Annotated in this window: 11 protein-coding genes, 4 tRNA genes and 2 rRNA genes; 1 reads left to right on the top strand and 16 read right to left on the bottom strand. The window is 47.5% G+C overall.

Going from position 1 to position 16224, the window contains the following annotated elements; genetic code table 11:
* Positions 1 to 8: 8 nt before the first annotated feature.
* The 12 genes from rpoB to CF168_RS00975 form a co-directional block, all read right to left on the bottom strand.
* Positions 9 to 4046, bottom strand: a complete 4038-nt coding sequence (gene rpoB / locus CF168_RS01030; RefSeq protein ID WP_089066695.1) for a DNA-directed RNA polymerase subunit beta — start codon at positions 4044 to 4046, stop codon at positions 9 to 11.
* Between the two features lie 242 nt (positions 4047 to 4288).
* Positions 4289 to 4660 carry a 50S ribosomal protein L7/L12 gene (gene rplL, locus CF168_RS01025; protein ID WP_011624800.1) on the bottom strand — a complete coding sequence of 124 codons (372 nt, stop codon included), beginning with the start codon at positions 4658 to 4660 and terminating at the stop codon, positions 4289 to 4291.
* 54 nt (positions 4661 to 4714) lie between these two features.
* Positions 4715 to 5215, bottom strand: coding sequence for a 50S ribosomal protein L10 (rplJ, locus tag CF168_RS01020; RefSeq protein WP_023265431.1), 501 nt, complete (start codon positions 5213 to 5215; stop codon positions 4715 to 4717).
* 266 nt (positions 5216 to 5481) lie between these two features.
* Positions 5482 to 6183 carry a 50S ribosomal protein L1 gene (gene rplA / locus CF168_RS01015; RefSeq protein WP_011715456.1) on the bottom strand — a complete coding sequence of 234 codons (702 nt, stop codon included), beginning with the start codon at positions 6181 to 6183 and terminating at the stop codon, positions 5482 to 5484.
* A gap of 4 nt (positions 6184 to 6187) precedes the next feature.
* Positions 6188 to 6616 carry a 50S ribosomal protein L11 gene (gene rplK / locus CF168_RS01010; protein ID WP_011621019.1) on the bottom strand — a complete coding sequence of 143 codons (429 nt, stop codon included), beginning with the start codon at positions 6614 to 6616 and terminating at the stop codon, positions 6188 to 6190.
* A gap of 128 nt (positions 6617 to 6744) precedes the next feature.
* On the bottom strand, positions 6745 to 7296 hold the full coding sequence (gene nusG, locus CF168_RS01005; RefSeq protein WP_088213140.1) for a transcription termination/antitermination protein NusG: 552 nt from the start codon (positions 7294 to 7296) through the stop codon (positions 6745 to 6747).
* Between the two features lie 9 nt (positions 7297 to 7305).
* Positions 7306 to 7677 carry a preprotein translocase subunit SecE gene (gene secE / locus CF168_RS01000; RefSeq protein ID WP_011621018.1) on the bottom strand — a complete coding sequence of 124 codons (372 nt, stop codon included), beginning with the start codon at positions 7675 to 7677 and terminating at the stop codon, positions 7306 to 7308.
* 276 nt (positions 7678 to 7953) lie between these two features.
* Positions 7954 to 9138, bottom strand: a complete 1185-nt coding sequence (tuf, locus tag CF168_RS00995; protein ID WP_011715454.1) for an elongation factor Tu — start codon at positions 9136 to 9138, stop codon at positions 7954 to 7956.
* 115 nt (positions 9139 to 9253) lie between these two features.
* Positions 9254 to 9329 (bottom strand) — tRNA-Thr (locus CF168_RS00990).
* Between the two features lie 9 nt (positions 9330 to 9338).
* A tRNA-Gly gene (locus CF168_RS00985) sits at positions 9339 to 9412 on the bottom strand.
* A 35-nt stretch (positions 9413 to 9447) separates the two neighbouring features.
* Positions 9448 to 9532 (bottom strand) — tRNA-Tyr (locus CF168_RS00980).
* A 7-nt stretch (positions 9533 to 9539) separates the two neighbouring features.
* Positions 9540 to 9615, bottom strand: a tRNA-Thr gene (locus CF168_RS00975).
* Between the two features lie 234 nt (positions 9616 to 9849).
* On the opposite strand from CF168_RS00975, the gene coaA reads away from it, so the two are divergent.
* Positions 9850 to 10800: a type I pantothenate kinase gene (coaA, locus tag CF168_RS00970; protein ID WP_089066694.1), complete on the top strand. Its 951-nt coding sequence runs from the start codon at positions 9850 to 9852 to the stop codon at positions 10798 to 10800.
* Between the two features lies 1 nt (position 10801).
* On the opposite strand, the gene birA is transcribed toward coaA, so the two are convergent.
* The 4 genes from birA to CF168_RS00950 form a co-directional block, all read right to left on the bottom strand.
* Positions 10802 to 11761, bottom strand: a complete 960-nt coding sequence (birA, locus tag CF168_RS00965; protein WP_089066693.1) for a bifunctional biotin--[acetyl-CoA-carboxylase] ligase/biotin operon repressor BirA — start codon at positions 11759 to 11761, stop codon at positions 10802 to 10804.
* On the bottom strand, positions 11754 to 12779 hold the full coding sequence (gene murB / locus CF168_RS00960) for a UDP-N-acetylmuramate dehydrogenase (RefSeq protein WP_089068878.1): 1026 nt from the start codon (positions 12777 to 12779) through the stop codon (positions 11754 to 11756). The genes birA and murB overlap by 8 nt, the downstream gene beginning before the upstream one ends.
* A gap of 201 nt (positions 12780 to 12980) precedes the next feature.
* Positions 12981 to 13096: ribosomal RNA gene (gene rrf / locus CF168_RS00955) — 5S ribosomal RNA — on the bottom strand.
* A gap of 130 nt (positions 13097 to 13226) precedes the next feature.
* Positions 13227 to 16119: ribosomal RNA gene (locus tag CF168_RS00950) — 23S ribosomal RNA — on the bottom strand.
* Positions 16120 to 16224 lie beyond the last annotated feature (105 nt).

Here is a 16224-nt window from a genome sequence, read left to right as displayed (position 1 = left end):
ACCTGCGCTTATTCCTGATCCAACTCGATGTTGATACCGAGTGAACGGATCTCCTTCAGTAATACGTTGAAGGACTCTGGCATGCCAGGCTGCATCTGATGGTTACCGTCGACGATGTTCTTATACATCTGAGTACGACCGTTAACGTCATCCGATTTCACGGTGAGCATTTCTTGAAGCGTATAAGCGGCACCGTATGCTTCTAGTGCCCACACTTCCATCTCCCCGAAACGCTGACCACCGAACTGAGCTTTACCGCCCAGTGGTTGTTGAGTCACTAAGCTGTACGAACCAGTAGAACGGGCGTGCATCTTATCGTCAACTAAGTGGTTCAGTTTGAGCATGTACATGTAACCAACAGTTACTGGACGCTCAAATTCGTTACCGGTACGACCATCAAATAATTTCAGCTGACCAGAGGTTGGCAAGCCTGCAAGCTCAAGCATCTGCTTGATCTCTTTCTCTTTAGCACCGTCGAAGGCTGGCGTAGCAACTGGGATACCGCCTTTCAGGTTGTTGGCTAAGCGCAGTAACTCATCATCAGTGAATGAATCGATGTCAACGCGCTGCTGCACTTCGTCACCTAATTCGTACACTTGCTTGATGTAGCTACGAACTTCTGCAAGTCCCTTCTCGCGCTGATCTTCCAGCATGGCAGCAATCTTGTTACCAATACCTTTAGCAGCAGCACCTAAGTGAACTTCAAGAACCTGACCGATGTTCATACGTGATGGAACGCCTAGCGGGTTCAATACGATGTCCACAGGGTTGCCTTGCTCGTCGTACGGCATGTCTTCAATTGGGTTAATCTTAGAGATAACACCCTTGTTACCGTGACGACCCGCCATCTTGTCACCTGGTTGGATAGTACGTTTAACCGCTAAGTAAACCTTAACGATCTTCAGTACGCCTGGTGCCAAGTCATCACCTTGGGTGATCTTGCGACGTTTGATTTCAAACTTCTTATCGAAGTCTGCTTTCAGCTCTTCATGCTGTTCAGCTAATTGCTCAAGTTCAGTTTGTTTGGTTTCATCGTCAATGACTTGAACCAATACATCTTTACGTGGCAATGCTGCGATTTGTGCTTCAGTGAAACCGGCACTTAATAATAAGTTGCGCGCACGGCTCAATACGCCTTCTTCAAGGATCTTGAACTCTTCGCCTAAGTCTTTACGAGCTTGGGCAATGTGCATTTCTTCGATTTCAATGGCGCGTTTGTCTTTCTCAACGCCGTCACGGGTAAATACCTGAACGTCGATGATGGTACCTTTAACAGAGTTAGGTACACGCAGTGAGCTGTCTTTCACATCAGACGCTTTCTCACCGAAGATGGCGCGCAGTAACTTCTCTTCTGGAGTCAGTTGTGTCTCGCCTTTTGGCGTGACTTTACCTACCAGAATGTCACCACCCTTCACTTCTGCACCGATGTAAACGATACCTGACTCGTCGAGTTTCGACAGAGCAGATTCACCTACGTTTGGAATGTCAGCAGTGATTTCTTCGCTACCCAGCTTGGTATCACGAGCGATACAAGACAGCTCTTGAATGTGGATAGTGGTGAAACGGTCTTCCTGTGCAACACGCTCAGAAATTAAGATCGAGTCTTCGAAGTTGTAACCGTTCCAAGGCATGAACGCGATACGCATGTTCTGGCCAAGGGCTAAGTCACCTAAGTCAGTAGACGGACCGTCTGCTAACACGTCGCCACGAACCACTGGCTCACCAACTGAACAACATGGACGTTGGTTGATACAAGTGTTTTGGTTAGAACGGGTGTACTTAGTCAGGTTGTAAATGTCGATACCCGCTTCGCCAGGGCGCAGCTCGTCTTCATTTACTTTAACTACGATACGGCTCGCATCAACGTAATCGATCACACCACCACGTTTGGCAGCAACAACTACGCCTGAGTCCACAGCTAACGTGCGCTCAATACCAGTACCGACCAGAGGCTTCTCTGATTTCAGTGTTGGTACCGCTTGACGTTGCATGTTCGCACCCATCAATGCACGGTTCGCGTCGTCGTGTTCTAAGAACGGGATCAGAGACGCAGCAACAGAGATGATCTGTTGTGGCGATACGTCCATGTATTGAATGTCAGACGCGCGCATAAAGGTAGATTCACCTTTGTGACGACATGCGATCTGTTCTTCAACCATGCGACCTTGTGAGTCAACTTCGATGTTCGCCTGTGCAATCACATAACGACCTTCTTCAATCGCTGACAAGTATTCCACATCGTCAGTGATCACACCGTCTACCACTTTGCGGTATGGGGTTTCTAAGAAGCCGTAAGAGTTAGTACGGGCAAAGCTCGCTAATGAGTTGATCAGACCAATGTTTGGACCTTCAGGGGTCTCAATTGGACATAAACGACCATAGTGCGTTGGGTGTACGTCGCGGACTTCGAAGCCAGCACGTTCACGGGTCAAACCACCTGGGCCAAGAGCAGAAATACGACGCTTATGCGTTACTTCTGACAGCGGGTTGTTTTGGTCCATGAATTGTGACAGCTGAGAAGAACCGAAGAACTCTTTCACTGCAGCAGAGATTGGCTTAGCGTTGATTAAGTCTTGTGGCATCAGCTCGTTCAGATCGCCTAATGACAGACGTTCACGCACGGCGCGCTCAACACGGACCAGACCAACACGGAATTGGTTTTCAGCCATTTCACCCACAGAACGAATACGACGGTTACCTAAGTGGTCGATATCGTCCACTTCGTCGAAGCCGTTACGGATGTGAATGATGTTCTTCATTACTGCAACGATGTCTTCTTTAGACAGTACGCCGCTACCTTCGTCATCAGGAATGCTGAGACGACGGTTGAACTTCATACGACCTACTTTAGACAGGTCATAACGTTCTTCGCTGAAGAATAAGTTTTGGAACAGGGCTTCTGCTGCATCTTTGGTTGGTGGCTCACCAGGACGCATCATGCGGTAGATCTCAACTAACGCTTCTAAGCGGTTAGTGGTTGGATCGATACGCAGAGTGTCAGAGATGTAAGCACCGTGGTCTAGCTCGTTGATGTACAACGTGCTTAGCTCTTTGATGCCTGCCAGTGATAACTTCGCTAAGTCTTCTAAGCTGATTTCACTGTTAGCAGAAACTAATACTTCACCCGTGTCCGGATCGATGTAATCTTGAGCAGCATATTTGCCCACGATGTACTCAACTGGTACTTCGAGTTCAGTGGTGTTGGTTTTTTCGAGTTGGCGAATATGACGTGCAGTCACGCGACGGCCCGCTTCAACCAATACGGTACCTTCAGCATCCTTGATGTCGTAGCTGGCGGTTTCGCCACGCAGACGCTCAGGTACTAAGGTCATAACCAGAGTATCTTTCTTGATCTTGAATTCAACACGTTCGAAGAACAGGTCGAGGATCTCTTGAGTAGAGTACTCTAATGCGCGCAGAATGATGGTCGCAGGTAATTTACGGCGACGGTCAATACGTACGAACAGCGCATCTTTAGGATCGAATTCAAAGTCTAACCATGAACCACGGTAAGGAATGATACGTGCGTTATACAGCACCTTACCTGATGAGTGGGTTTTACCACGGTCGTGATCGAAGAATACGCCTGGAGAACGGTGTAATTGAGATACGATTACACGCTCAGTACCGTTGATCACAAAGGTACCGTTGTCAGTCATCAATGGGATATCGCCCATGTAGACTTCTTGTTCTTTAATATCTTTTACAGTGCCGGCCGCTGCTTCACGATCATACAACACCATGCGTAACTTAACGCGCAGTGGAGCTGAATATGTAACACCACGGATCTGACACTCTTTCACATCAAAAACAGGCTCGCCAAGCTTATAGCTGACGTATTGCAGTTCTGAATTACCAGAAAAGCTCTTGATGGGAAAAACGCTACGGAAGGCGGCTTCTAAACCGCGCTCACCGGTAGGATCTTGATCGGTGAACTTCTTAAAAGAGTCTAACTGAATAGACAAAAGGTAAGGAATATCCAACACCTGTGGACGCTTACCAAAGTCTTTGCGAATACGCTTCTTTTCAGAATAGGAGTAAACCATGGGTTTCCTCTGCTTGCGAGATGTGACCAAGACTGAACTTATAACAATAGTCATTAAATTCAGCACGTTTGCCCATCACCGTTGATGGCAAGAACCTAACCAGTAATCTCTGCTAGGGACTGCAAAATTTGGCGATAAACGGTGAAAAAAAATCGCCGACGCATATAGCGCAAAAAAGGCCGACGGTTAAAAAACCGCCAGCCTCCACCCAATTGGCTTGGGTGAGTAAGCTACATAATAGCTTACTTGATCTCTACTGTAGCACCAGCTTCAACCAGTTCTTTCTTCAGAGCTTCAGCTTCTTCTTTAGAAACGCCTTCTTTAACTGCTACTGGAGCAGCTTCAGACATTGCTTTAGCTTCTTTCAGGCCTAAACCAGTTGCGCCACGGATTGCTTTAATAACAGCAACTTTGTTGTCGCCGTGAGCAGTTAACATAACAGTGAATTCTGTTTGTTCTTCAGCAGCAGCACCTGCATCAGCAGCACCGCCAGCAACTACTGCAGCAGCAGCAGAAACGCCGAACTTCTCTTCCATAGCTTCGATCAGTTCAACAACTTCCATTACAGACATAGCTGCAAAGGCTTCTAAGATTTGGTCTTTAGTGATAGACATAACAAATGTTTCCTATTGTTCTGAATTCAATTTTATTAAGCAGCCAGCTTAAAATTAAGCGGCTTCTTGTTTTTGATCGCGCAGGGCGGCCAGAGTACGAACGAACTTGCCAGCAGATGCTTCTTTCATAGTCATCATTAACTGTGCTAGTGCTTCTTCGTATGTTGGCAGTTTCGCCAAACGATCAATTTCAGCTGCAGGGATGAAATTCCCTTCAAAGGCTGCGCCTTTAACTTCGAAGTTAGCTTGCTCTTTAGCAAAGTCTTTTAACAGACGTGCTGCAGCACCTGGGTGCTCGTTAGAGAAAGCAATCAAAGTTGGGCCAGTGAACGTTTCTGCTAGGCACTCAAATGCAGTACCTTCAACAGCACGACGAGCCAGAGTGTTACGTACTACACGTACATAAACACCAGCTTCACGAGCTTTTTTACGCAGACCGGTCATAGCACCTACAGTTACACCGCGTGAATCAGCGGCTACTGCAGATAGCGCACCTTTGGCAGCTTCGTTGACTTCAGCAACAATCGCTTTTTTGTCTTCGAGTCTTAATGCCATTGGCTTTACTCCTGGATTCCACCTAGGGTATTCCCCTAGTATTTACCATACTAAATACTTATGTATTTAGTGACTTACGGTGCAGATTATCCAGTAAAAAAATTTAGCTGGGGCCTGACACCGTCTACGCAGGAAATTAAGTAAACCGATAAGGAAAACACCTGCGGTCTTGGACGGAAGCCCGTTTCACGATGCGTTACACATCAAAAACAGGCTTCAACCCACAAAGTGCGCGCATTATAGACTAATGCGCTCACCTTGTAAAATTAGTTAGCTGTATCGAGAGTCGCTTGGTCGATAGCTACACCTGCACCCATAGTGGTAGAGATGCTAACTTTCTTCACGTATACACCTTTAGCAACTGCAGGCTTAGCCTTTTTCAGTGCCGAGATTAACGCTTCCAAGTTTTCTTTCAATTGAACTGGTGTGAAATCCACTTTACCGATAGTAGTGTGGATAATACCGTTCTTGTCGTTACGGTAACGAACTTGACCAGCTTTAGCGTTCTTAACTGCTTCAGCAACGTTTGGTGTTACTGTGCCAGTTTTTGGGTTAGGCATTAAACCACGTGGGCCTAAGATTTGACCTAACATACCAACAACGCGCATTGCATCTGGAGATGCGATAACTACGTCGAAGTTCATTTCACCAGCTTTGATTTGCTCAGCCAGATCATCCATACCAACGAGTTCTGCACCAGCAGCTTTTGCAGCTTCAGCATTTGCACCTTGTGTAAATACTGCAACGCGAACTTCACGACCAGTACCGTGTGGTAATACAGTAGCACCACGAACGTTTTGGTCTGATTTACGTGGGTCGATACCCAGGTTAACAGCAACGTCAACACTTTCAACGAACTTAGCGGTTGCTAATTCTTTTAACAGAGCAACAGCGTCGTTGATTTCGTATAACTTAGTACCGTCAACTTTCTCGCGGATTACGCGCATGCGTTTAGTTAGTTTTGCCATTATATTAACCCTCTACAACCAAACCCATTGAACGCGCAGTACCTTCGATTGAGCGAGTCATCGCTTCAACATCAGCACCAGTCATATCGGCCGCTTTCAATTCAGCAATTTCTTGAATCTTAGCACGAGCGATAGTACCTACTTTCTGAGTGTTTGGACGTGGAGAACCTGATTTCAGGCCTGCAGCAGTCTTCAGTAAGTAAGAAGCTGGCGGAGTCTTAGTTTCGAAAGTGAATGAACGGTCACTGTACACAGTGATCACGACTGGAATAGGCATGCCTTTTTCCATTTTTTCTGTACGGGCGTTGAACGCTTTACAGAATTCCATGATGTTCACACCTTTCTGACCCAGAGCTGGACCAACTGGTGGTGAAGGGTTCGCAGAACCTGATTTCACTTGTAGCTTAATATAAGCATCAATCTTTTTTGCCATCTGACATTTCCTCAGTTTGGGTTCAAACGCGCATCAGCGACATGCCGACGTGCTCCCCCGAAAACAACGGGTGCGGATTATATAGAAATCCGCACCCGTTGCCAAACGGATTTTTGTATTTAATTTAATCAGCCTTTTTCGACCTGATTAAAATCGAGCTCAACAGGTGTAGAACGACCAAAGATCATTACTGACACTTTTACGCGGCTCTTGTCATAATCCACTTCTTCAACAGTACCGTTAAAGTCAGCAAATGGACCATCACAAACACGCACCACTTCGCCCGGCTCGAAAATAACACGGTGAGTCGGTGAAGCTGTGGTTTCTTGTAAGCGACGCAGAATTGCATCCGCTTCTCTATCTGAAATTGGGGCAGGACGATCAGAAGTTCCGCCAATAAAGCCTAAAACACGCGGGATGCTTTTGACTAAATGCCAGCTGTCATCGTTCATTTCCATCTGGACTAGAACATAACCAGGGAAAAACTTACGCTCGCTCTTACGACGCTGGCCTGCACGCATTTCAATGACTTCTTCAGTCGGAACCAATACTTCGCCGAAGTACTCTTCCATGCCGTGCATTTTAATGTATTCAATCAGTGACTTACAAACTCGGCTTTCATAGCCTGAGAATGCCTGCACTACATACCATCTTTTTTTAGCTTCTTTAGCTTCAGTCATTCGAGGTGCCTATACGCCAGTGATGAAATTGACAATGTGCATTAACACTGCATCTAAACCCCATAAAACAAGGGCTAAAATACCTGTTGCAGCAAGGACAATAAAAGTGGTGTTAAGCGCTTCTTGACGTGTTGGCCATACGACCTTGCGCACTTCAATTTGCGACTCACGAGCGAACGCTAAGGCTTTCTTACCCTTTTCTGTTTGCAGGGCAATAAAACCAGCAATAGCGAATGCAACGATAACAGCCAGTGCACGGATCACGGCACTTGTCTCGCTATACATTTGATTGCCAATAACAGCAGCGGCCAGCAATAGGATCGCTAAACCCCACTTCACGATATCCAGAGAGTTAGTCTGGTTTTCAGTATTTGTTGTCATCGGTTATTCCGTTACTCAATACGGCCTGAGCTTGAGCACAATAATTAGGGACATACGACCCAGTTACAATACGCTTTAGATACTCTGCATTCCGAATACCCTTAGAAACGCATGTTGCATAAGCTCAGGGTCAAAAATCGGCCATAGATTGTATTCTTATTCGACTTTGTTAGCAAGGATGCACAGCCGTTGCAACCCACAAAACCTAGTAAATAATCGACTTAAACAAAAAAGGAAGCCGAAGCTTCCTTTTTCAGTACTATAACTAATTCGCGATTAAGCGAAAATCTTAGCTACAACACCAGCACCTACTGTACGGCCACCTTCACGGATTGCGAAGCGTAAACCTTCGTCCATCGCGATTGGGCAGATCAGAGTGACTTTCATCTTGATGTTGTCGCCTGGCATTACCATCTCTACGCCTTCTGGCAGTTCGATAGTTCCAGTCACGTCAGTTGTACGGAAGTAGAACTGTGGACGGTAGCCTTTGAAGAATGGAGTGTGACGACCACCTTCTTCTTTTGACAGAACGTATACTTCTGATTCAAAAGTAGTGTGTGGGTTGATTGAACCTGGCTTAGATAATACTTGACCACGTTCTACGTCATCACGCTTAGTACCACGTAACAGGATACCACAGTTCTCACCTGCACGACCTTCGTCAAGCAGCTTACGGAACATTTCAACACCAGTACAGGTTGTCTTAGTAGTTGCACGGATACCAACGATTTCTACTTCGTCACCAACACGTACGATACCACGCTCAACACGACCAGTTACTACTGTACCACGACCAGAGATTGAGAATACGTCTTCGATTGGCATCAGGAATGGCTTATCGATATCACGCTCTGGTTCTGGAATGTATGAATCCAGTGCCGCTGCTAATTCGATGATCTTAGCTTCCCACTCTGGCTCGCCTTCTAGCGCTTTCAGAGCAGAACCTTGGATAACTGGTAAGTCATCACCTGGGAAGTCGTATTCTGATAACAGTTCACGTACTTCCATTTCTACTAATTCTAACAGTTCAGCATCGTCAACCATGTCACACTTGTTCATGAATACGATGATGAATGGTACGCCTACTTGGCGAGACAGCAGGATGTGCTCACGAGTTTGTGGCATTGGACCGTCAGTAGAAGCTACTACCAGGATCGCGCCGTCCATCTGTGCAGCACCAGTGATCATGTTTTTAACATAGTCAGCGTGGCCTGGGCAGTCTACGTGTGCGTAGTGGCGAGTTGGAGTATCGTATTCGATGTGAGAGGTATTGATGGTAATACCGCGCTCACGCTCTTCTGGAGCGTTATCGATTTGAGAGAAGTCTTTAGCTTCACCACCGTAGGTCTTAGCCAGTACGTGAGAGATAGCTGCAGTCAGAGTGGTTTTACCATGGTCAACGTGACCGATGGTGCCCACGTTAACATGGGGCTTATTACGTTCAAATTTAGCTTTTGCCATGGTATTGCCTCAATCCAAGAGTCTTGGTGATGAAAACATACATATAGAAAAAATCCGATGCATATAAATGACATCGAACCGATTATTTAGGTATAGGAGCTTAATTTAGAAAGGCTGGTGCTGATAGGCAGATTCGAACTGCCGACCTCACCCTTACCAAGGGTGTGCTCTACCAACTGAGCCATATCAGCAACTAAATTTGGAGCGGGCAGCGGGAATCGAACCCGCGTTATCAGCTTGGAAGGCTGGAGTAATACCATTATACGATGCCCGCGCAACCTAACTAAGGCTACCTAACTACCTAGAAAATGGTGGAGGGAGAAGGATTCGAACCTTCGAAGGCGGAGCCGTCAGATTTACAGTCTGATCCCTTTGGCCACTCGGGAACCCCTCCAGTAAAATGGTGCCGGCACCAAGAGTCGAACTCGGGACCTACTGATTACAAGTCAGTTGCTCTACCAACTGAGCTATGCCGGCAAATCATTTCGGAACGGGATATTAGGTAAATGTGTGCCCAAGTGCAAGCAAAAATCGACGATTTGTTTAAAAAAAGCAATCAAATGATGTTTTTTTACACTCAAACCTAGGCTGTCGTGCAATTATTCTGCGAATACTCAAGCGAGACAAACAAACGGGGCATCGGGAATAGATTTTATATTGTCGATACTTAAGTCATGGTGTACTGTGCGATCCCTAAGCCGAGGAAAGCCAATGACGTCAAAAAATCCAATTCAAAAAGCACTCTATCTTGCCTTTGAGCGCGCGCAATGGTCTGTTTTACGGGACGCAGTGCCAATGACACTGAGTGAACAAGACTTGGAAAATTTGCGCGGTATTAATGAGAAGGTTTCCCTCTCTGAAGTAACCGATATTTACTTGCCTCTAAGTCGGTTACTCAATCTCATCGTAAAATCTAAGCAACAACGAGGCTTAGTCTTGGATGAGTTTCTCGGCCAAAAACCCTCGAGCAGCCCTTATATCATTAGTATCGCTGGTAGCGTTGCGGTGGGTAAAAGTACCACAGCGCGTATTTTACAAGCATTGCTGCGCCACTGGCCTGAGCATCCTAAGGTCGATTTAGTGACTACCGATGGTTTTCTGTATCCTCTGGCCGACTTAAAGCGCAAGGGCCTTTTGCAGCGTAAAGGCTTTCCTGAAAGTTACGACATGAAGATGTTGGTCGAATTTATTTCGGCGGTAAAATCCGGGCAGGCCCATGTAAATGCGCCTATCTATTCCCACGTGACTTACGATCGTATTCGCGGCCAGCATCAAACGGTTTCTCAGCCCGATATTTTGATCCTAGAAGGACTCAATGTACTGCAAACTGGTTTAGATTCACCGGTAGATATACGTCGCCCCTTCGTCTCCGACTTTGTCGACTTCTCTATTTACGTCGATGCCGAAGAGCACTTATTAAAGCAGTGGTATCAGGAGCGCTTTTTGCAATTCCGTAAAGGCGCCTTTAGTGATGAAAAGTCGTATTTCCATCACTACGCCAGCCTAAGCGATGATGAGGCGAATGCGATTGCGGCGAAGATTTGGGACACAATCAACGGCCCCAATTTACAACTCAATATCCAGCCGACAAGAGAGCGGGCACACCTGATCCTGCAAAAAGGCCAGGATCACTTGATGTCCCACGTATTGTTGCGCAAATAGCCTATTTCGGCCTTAAACTAATTTCGCCGCCGATGTATGCCTGTGTGCCATCGGCGGTTTCAAGTAGCACTGCGCCCTGCTCGTCGACGCCGCGGCAAATACCCTCAACATGATTTTCACCCATGAGCAGACGGATCTCTTTGCCATAGAATAAATCAGCCGCTTGCCAACGCATTTTGAATGCTGCTAATCCTTCGCGTTCAAATAGTTGAATATCTTTCTTAAGCTGCTTTTGCAGCGCAATCACGAGATCCGTTTTATTTGGCATAGTCGCTAAGGCGGATAGATCGCTCCAAGGCTGGTCTATACCTTTACCTTGATCTTCCGACATGGCCATGTTGACGCCAATACCAATGATCAATTGGCACTCGCTGTCAGCCTGACCTGACATCTCAATTAAAATCCCTGCAAGCTTTTTATAATTAAGGTAAATATCGTTTGGCCATTTCACGCCGATATTATCCACACCAAAGGACTTCAATACCTCAACTAAGCTACAAGCCACCACTAGGCTTAGGCCCATTGCCTGCGCCATCCCCTGGGGGAATGACCAAAACTGCGAGAAATATAAATGATGCCCATAGGGAGAAACCCAAGTACGGCCACGGCGACCTCGTCCTGCCGACTGGTATTCCGCGACACACAGGTCGCCACTCTTAAGCTCACCCGTATGGCTTAACATAAAACCGTTGGTGCTTGGGATCTCATCAAAATAAAAGCAGCGATTATCAATCGACTGAATTAACCGAGCCGAGTCGATAAGGGAGATGGGGTTCGCTAACTTATAACCACGGCCTTTGACACTGTAAATTGCCACGCCATAGTCTTCCAAAGCATCGACATGCTTGCTCACCGCCGCACGAGAAATACCCAGTTGTGTCGCCAACTCTTCACCCGAGACAAAATGTTCGCTCGACAGTAATCCCAGTATTTCGCGTTTTCTCACCCAGTTATCAGACATCGAGACTCGTCTCCCCTGTTAATCCCATAATTCTTGGCTCGGCTTCTAACTTAACGCCAAAAACCTCATTCACTCGCGCAATAACATGTAATGCTAATCGACAAATATCTTGGCCAGTTGCATGGCCTAAATTGACTAATACTAAGGCTTGCTTCGCGTGCACTCCCGCGTTCCCGAGGGCAAAGCCCTTAAGACCCGCATGCTCAATCAGCCAACCAGCAGCCAGTTTGACCTCTCCATTGGGTTGAGCATAACCGACAATACTCGGGAAACGCGCAGCAAGCTGCATATAAGTCGCCGCGCTTACGATAGGATTTTTAAAGAAGCTACCTGCATTGCCGAGTTCTTCAGGGTTGGGTAGCTTTTCGCTCCTCACCTCACAGACACGCTCAAAAATCTCCCTTGGGGTCACCGTCTCAGCGTTAAATGATTGCAACGGACCATAGGCCAATTTCGGTTGCCAGGCTTTAGGGAGGCGCAAACCAATGGCGCTTATCACAGCTTTGTCGCGTAAGCTGCCTTTAAATATCGACTCCCGATAGGCAAACTCACACTCATCGACTGTAAGCCTTAACAAGTTGCCAGACTCGAGATCCATGTATTCGACCCAATCACAAATATCGCAAAGCTCAACGCCATAGGCACCGATGTTTTGGATCGGAGCTGCACCAACAGTACCAGGGATAAGCGCTAAGTTCTCAAGACCTGGCATGTTCTGATTTAAGCTGAACTGAACCAATTCATGCCAGTTCTCACCCGCCTCAACGGCAAGGTAAAAGTGAGTGTCATCTTCAGAGAAGGAAATACCCTTAGTCAACACTCGCACTATAGTGCCATTAAAATCATCGGTGAATACGATATTGCTGCCGCCGCCGAGGACAAGCATAGGTCGCTTAGACTGATATAAGGATAAGCAGGTCGATTGCAGCTCTGCCTTGGAATGGACTTCAATCATGGATAAGCAAGATTGCTCCACGCCAAAAGTATTAAACGGCTTTAGCGAATATGGAAAAGACATGGTGATGTTCTGCCGCGACAAAAGCGACATTGTAAACGTTTCACCCTAGAATTGCAGCAAACTGAGGTAGATCGGTAAAAGCAGGCAAATCAATACGGCATGATCTTGAACAAGAGTAAAAACAACAGTGGAAGTGGCAGTTAAGAACGAAAAAAACAAAAAAAGCCAGCTTATTCAGCTGGCTTCTTCGTTTAATTAGGCGCTTGGCGATGACCTACTCTCACATGGGGAGACCCCACACTACCATCGGCGCGATTGCGTTTCACTTCTGAGTTCGGGATGGGATCAGGTGGGACCACAATGCTATTGTCACCAAGCAAATTTGCTATTTACTTACCCGTCTTATCTCATGCAGGCAGTAAATTAATTCGGAAAGCTGGATTGAGTGCACTTCTTAAGTGTTTGTATTCAAGCTAAGTGCTACTTAGCAAAACCCATCTGGGTTGTATGGTTAAGCCTCTCGAGTCATTAGTATCAGTTAGCTCAACGCCTCACAACGCTTACACACCTGACCTATCAACGTCCTAGTCTCGAACGGCTCTTTAGTGGACTTAAAGTCCAAGGGATGACTCATCTTGGGGCTCGCTTCCCGCTTAGATGCTTTCAGCGGTTATCGATTCCGAACATAGCTACCGGGCAATGCCATTGGCATGACAACCCGAACACCAGCGGTTCGTTCACTCCGGTCCTCTCGTACTAGGAGCAACTCCCCTCAATCATCCAACGCCCACGGCAGATAGGGACCGAACTGTCTCACGACGTTCTGAACCCAGCTCGCGTACCACTTTAAATGGCGAACAGCCATACCCTTGGGACCGACTTCAGCCCCAGGATGTGATGAGCCGACATCGAGGTGCCAAACACCGCCGTCGATATGAACTCTTGGGCGGTATCAGCCTGTTATCCCCGGAGTACCTTTTATCCGTTGAGCGATGGCCCTTCCATTCAGAACCACCGGATCACTATGACCTACTTTCGTACCTGCTCGACGTGTCTGTCTCGCAGTTAAGCTGGCTTATGCCATTGCACTAACCGTACGATGTCCGACCGTACTTAGCCAACCTTCGTGCTCCTCCGTTACTCTTTGGGAGGAGACCGCCCCAGTCAAACTACCCACCAGGCACTGTCCTTAACCCCGATTAGGGGCCCAAGTTAGAACATCAACACTACAAGGGTGGTATTTCAAGGACGACTCCACGAGAACTAGCGTTCCCGCTTCAAAGTCTCCCACCTATCCTACACATGTAGGGTCAATGTTCAGTGCCAAGCTATAGTAAAGGTTCACGGGGTCTTTCCGTCTAGCCGCGGGTATACGGCATCTTCACCGCAATTTCAACTTCACTGAGTCTCGGCTGGAGACAGCGTGGCCATCATTACGCCATTCGTGCAGGTCGGAACTTACCCGACAAGGAATTTCGCTACCTTAGGACCGTTATAGTTACGGCCGCCGTTTACCGGGGCTTCGATCATGAGCTTCTCTTGCGATAACCCAATCAATTAACCTTCCGGCACCGGGCAGGCGTCACACCGTATACGTCATCTTGCGATTTTGCACAGTGCTGTGTTTTTGATAAACAGTTGCAGCCACCTGGTATCTGCGACTGCCGTCAGCTTAGGGAGCAAGTCCCATCACCAACAGCAGCGTACCTTCTCCCGAAGTTACGGTACCATTTTGCCTAGTTCCTTCAGCCGAGTTCTCTCAAGCGCCTTGGTATTCTCTACCCGACCACCTGTGTCGGTTTGGGGTACGATTCCCGCTAACCTGAAGCTTAGAAGATTTTCCTGGAAGCATGGCATCAACTACTTCATCCCCTTGGGGACTCGTCATCAGCTCTCAGTGTATAGTGACCCGGATTTGCCTAAGTCACCCACCTACCACCTTAAACGCGGACTACCAACGCCGCGCTAGCCTAGCCTTCTCCGTCTCTCCATCGCAGTTAGCGGAAGTACAGAAATATTAATCTGTTTCCCATCGACTACGCCTTTCGGCCTCGCCTTAGGGGTCGACTCACCCTGCCCCGATTAACGTTGGACAGGAACCCTTGGTCTTTCGGCGAGGGGGTTTTTCACCCCCTTTATCGTTACTCATGTCAGCATTCGCACTTCTGATACCTCCAGCGTGGGTTACCCCTTCACCTTCAACGGCTTACAGAACGCTCCTCTACCGCGCAACCCTAATGGATTGCACCCGTAGCTTCGGTGGTATGTTTAGCCCCGTTACATCTTCCGCGCAGGCCGACTCGACTAGTGAGCTATTACGCTTTCTTTAAATGATGGCTGCTTCTAAGCCAACATCCTAGCTGTCTAAGCCTTCCCACATCGTTTCCCACTTAACATACACTTTGGGACCTTAGCTGACGGTCTGGGTTGTTTCCCTTTTGACGACGGACGTTAGCACCCGCCGTCTGTCTCCCGGATAGCACTCTTTGGTATTCGGAGTTTGCAAAGGGTTGGTAAGTCGGGATGACCCCCTAGCCTTAACAGTGCTCTACCCCCAAAGGTGTTCGTCCGAGGCGCTACCTAAATAGCTTTCGAGGAGAACCAGATATCTCCCGGTTTGATTGGCCTTTCACCCCCAGCCACAAGTCATCCGCTAATTTTTCAACATTAGTCGGTTCGGTCCTCCAGTTGATGTTACTCAACCTTCAACCTGCCCATGGCTAGATCACCGGGTTTCGGGTCTACGCCTTGCAACTAAACGCGCAGTTAACACTCGGTTTCCCTACGGCTCCGCTATTCGCTTAACCTCGCTACAAAACGTAAGTCGCTGACCCATTATACAAAAGGTACGCAGTCACGGTCTCAAGTACCGCTCCCACTGCTTGTACGTATACGGTTTCAGGTTCTATTTCACTCCCCTCACAGGGGTTCTTTTCGCCTTTCCCTCACGGTACTGGTTCACTATCGGTCAGTCAGGAGTATTTAGCCTTGGAGGATGGTCCCCCCATATTCAAACAGGATATCACGTGTCCCGCCTTACTCGTTTTCATCAAAGGTTAGTTTTCGTGTACGGGGCTATCACCCTGTGCCGCTGGACTTTCCAGACCATTCCACTAACACCCCTCTGACTTAAGGGCTAATCCCCGTTCGCTCGCCGCTACTAGGGGAATCTCGGTTGATTTCTTTTCCTAAGGGTACTTAGATGTTTCAGTTCCCCTCGTTTGCCTCACTACACTATGTATTCATGTAGTGATAACAGCTTATGCTGCTGGGTTCCCCCATTCGGACATCGTTAGCTCAAATGCTTGTTACTAGCTCGCCAACGCTTTTCGCAAGTTACTACGTCCTTCATCGCCTCTGACTGCCAAGGCATCCACCGTATACGCTTAGTCGCTTAACCATACAACCCAAATGAGTTTCACTTGAATTGTTGCGACCAGCTGGTTTTACTTGTCTCATTTCCGACCAAGGAAATGGACTCGCCTTAGACTTGAATATTCAAGAC

Origin of the sequence: Shewanella bicestrii (genome assembly GCF_002216875.1) — a bacterium.
GTDB lineage: Bacteria > Pseudomonadota > Gammaproteobacteria > Enterobacterales > Shewanellaceae > Shewanella > Shewanella seohaensis.
This window is presented reverse-complemented; position numbering and strand designations above follow the sequence as displayed.

Excerpts from the sequence above, each read along its gene's own strand:
- rpoB (WP_089066695.1), bottom strand. The coding sequence starts at position 4,046 with ATGGTTTACTCCTATTCTGAAAAGAAGCGTATTCGCAAAGACTTTGGT.
- rplL (WP_011624800.1), bottom strand. The coding sequence starts at position 4,660 with ATGTCTATCACTAAAGACCAAATCTTAGAAGCCTTTGCAGCTATGTCT.
- rplJ (WP_023265431.1), bottom strand. The coding sequence starts at position 5,215 with ATGGCATTAAGACTCGAAGACAAAAAAGCGATTGTTGCTGAAGTCAAC.
- rplA (WP_011715456.1), bottom strand. The coding sequence starts at position 6,183 with ATGGCAAAACTAACTAAACGCATGCGCGTAATCCGCGAGAAAGTTGAC.
- rplK (WP_011621019.1), bottom strand. The coding sequence starts at position 6,616 with ATGGCAAAAAAGATTGATGCTTATATTAAGCTACAAGTGAAATCAGGT.
- nusG (WP_088213140.1), bottom strand. The coding sequence starts at position 7,296 with ATGACTGAAGCTAAAGAAGCTAAAAAAAGATGGTATGTAGTGCAGGCA.
- secE (WP_011621018.1), bottom strand. The coding sequence starts at position 7,677 with ATGACAACAAATACTGAAAACCAGACTAACTCTCTGGATATCGTGAAG.
- tuf (WP_011715454.1), bottom strand. The coding sequence starts at position 9,138 with ATGGCAAAAGCTAAATTTGAACGTAATAAGCCCCATGTTAACGTGGGC.
- coaA (WP_089066694.1), top strand. The coding sequence starts at position 9,850 with ATGACGTCAAAAAATCCAATTCAAAAAGCACTCTATCTTGCCTTTGAG.
- birA (WP_089066693.1), bottom strand. The coding sequence starts at position 11,761 with ATGTCTGATAACTGGGTGAGAAAACGCGAAATACTGGGATTACTGTCG.
- murB (WP_089068878.1), bottom strand. The coding sequence starts at position 12,779 with ATGTCTTTTCCATATTCGCTAAAGCCGTTTAATACTTTTGGCGTGGAG.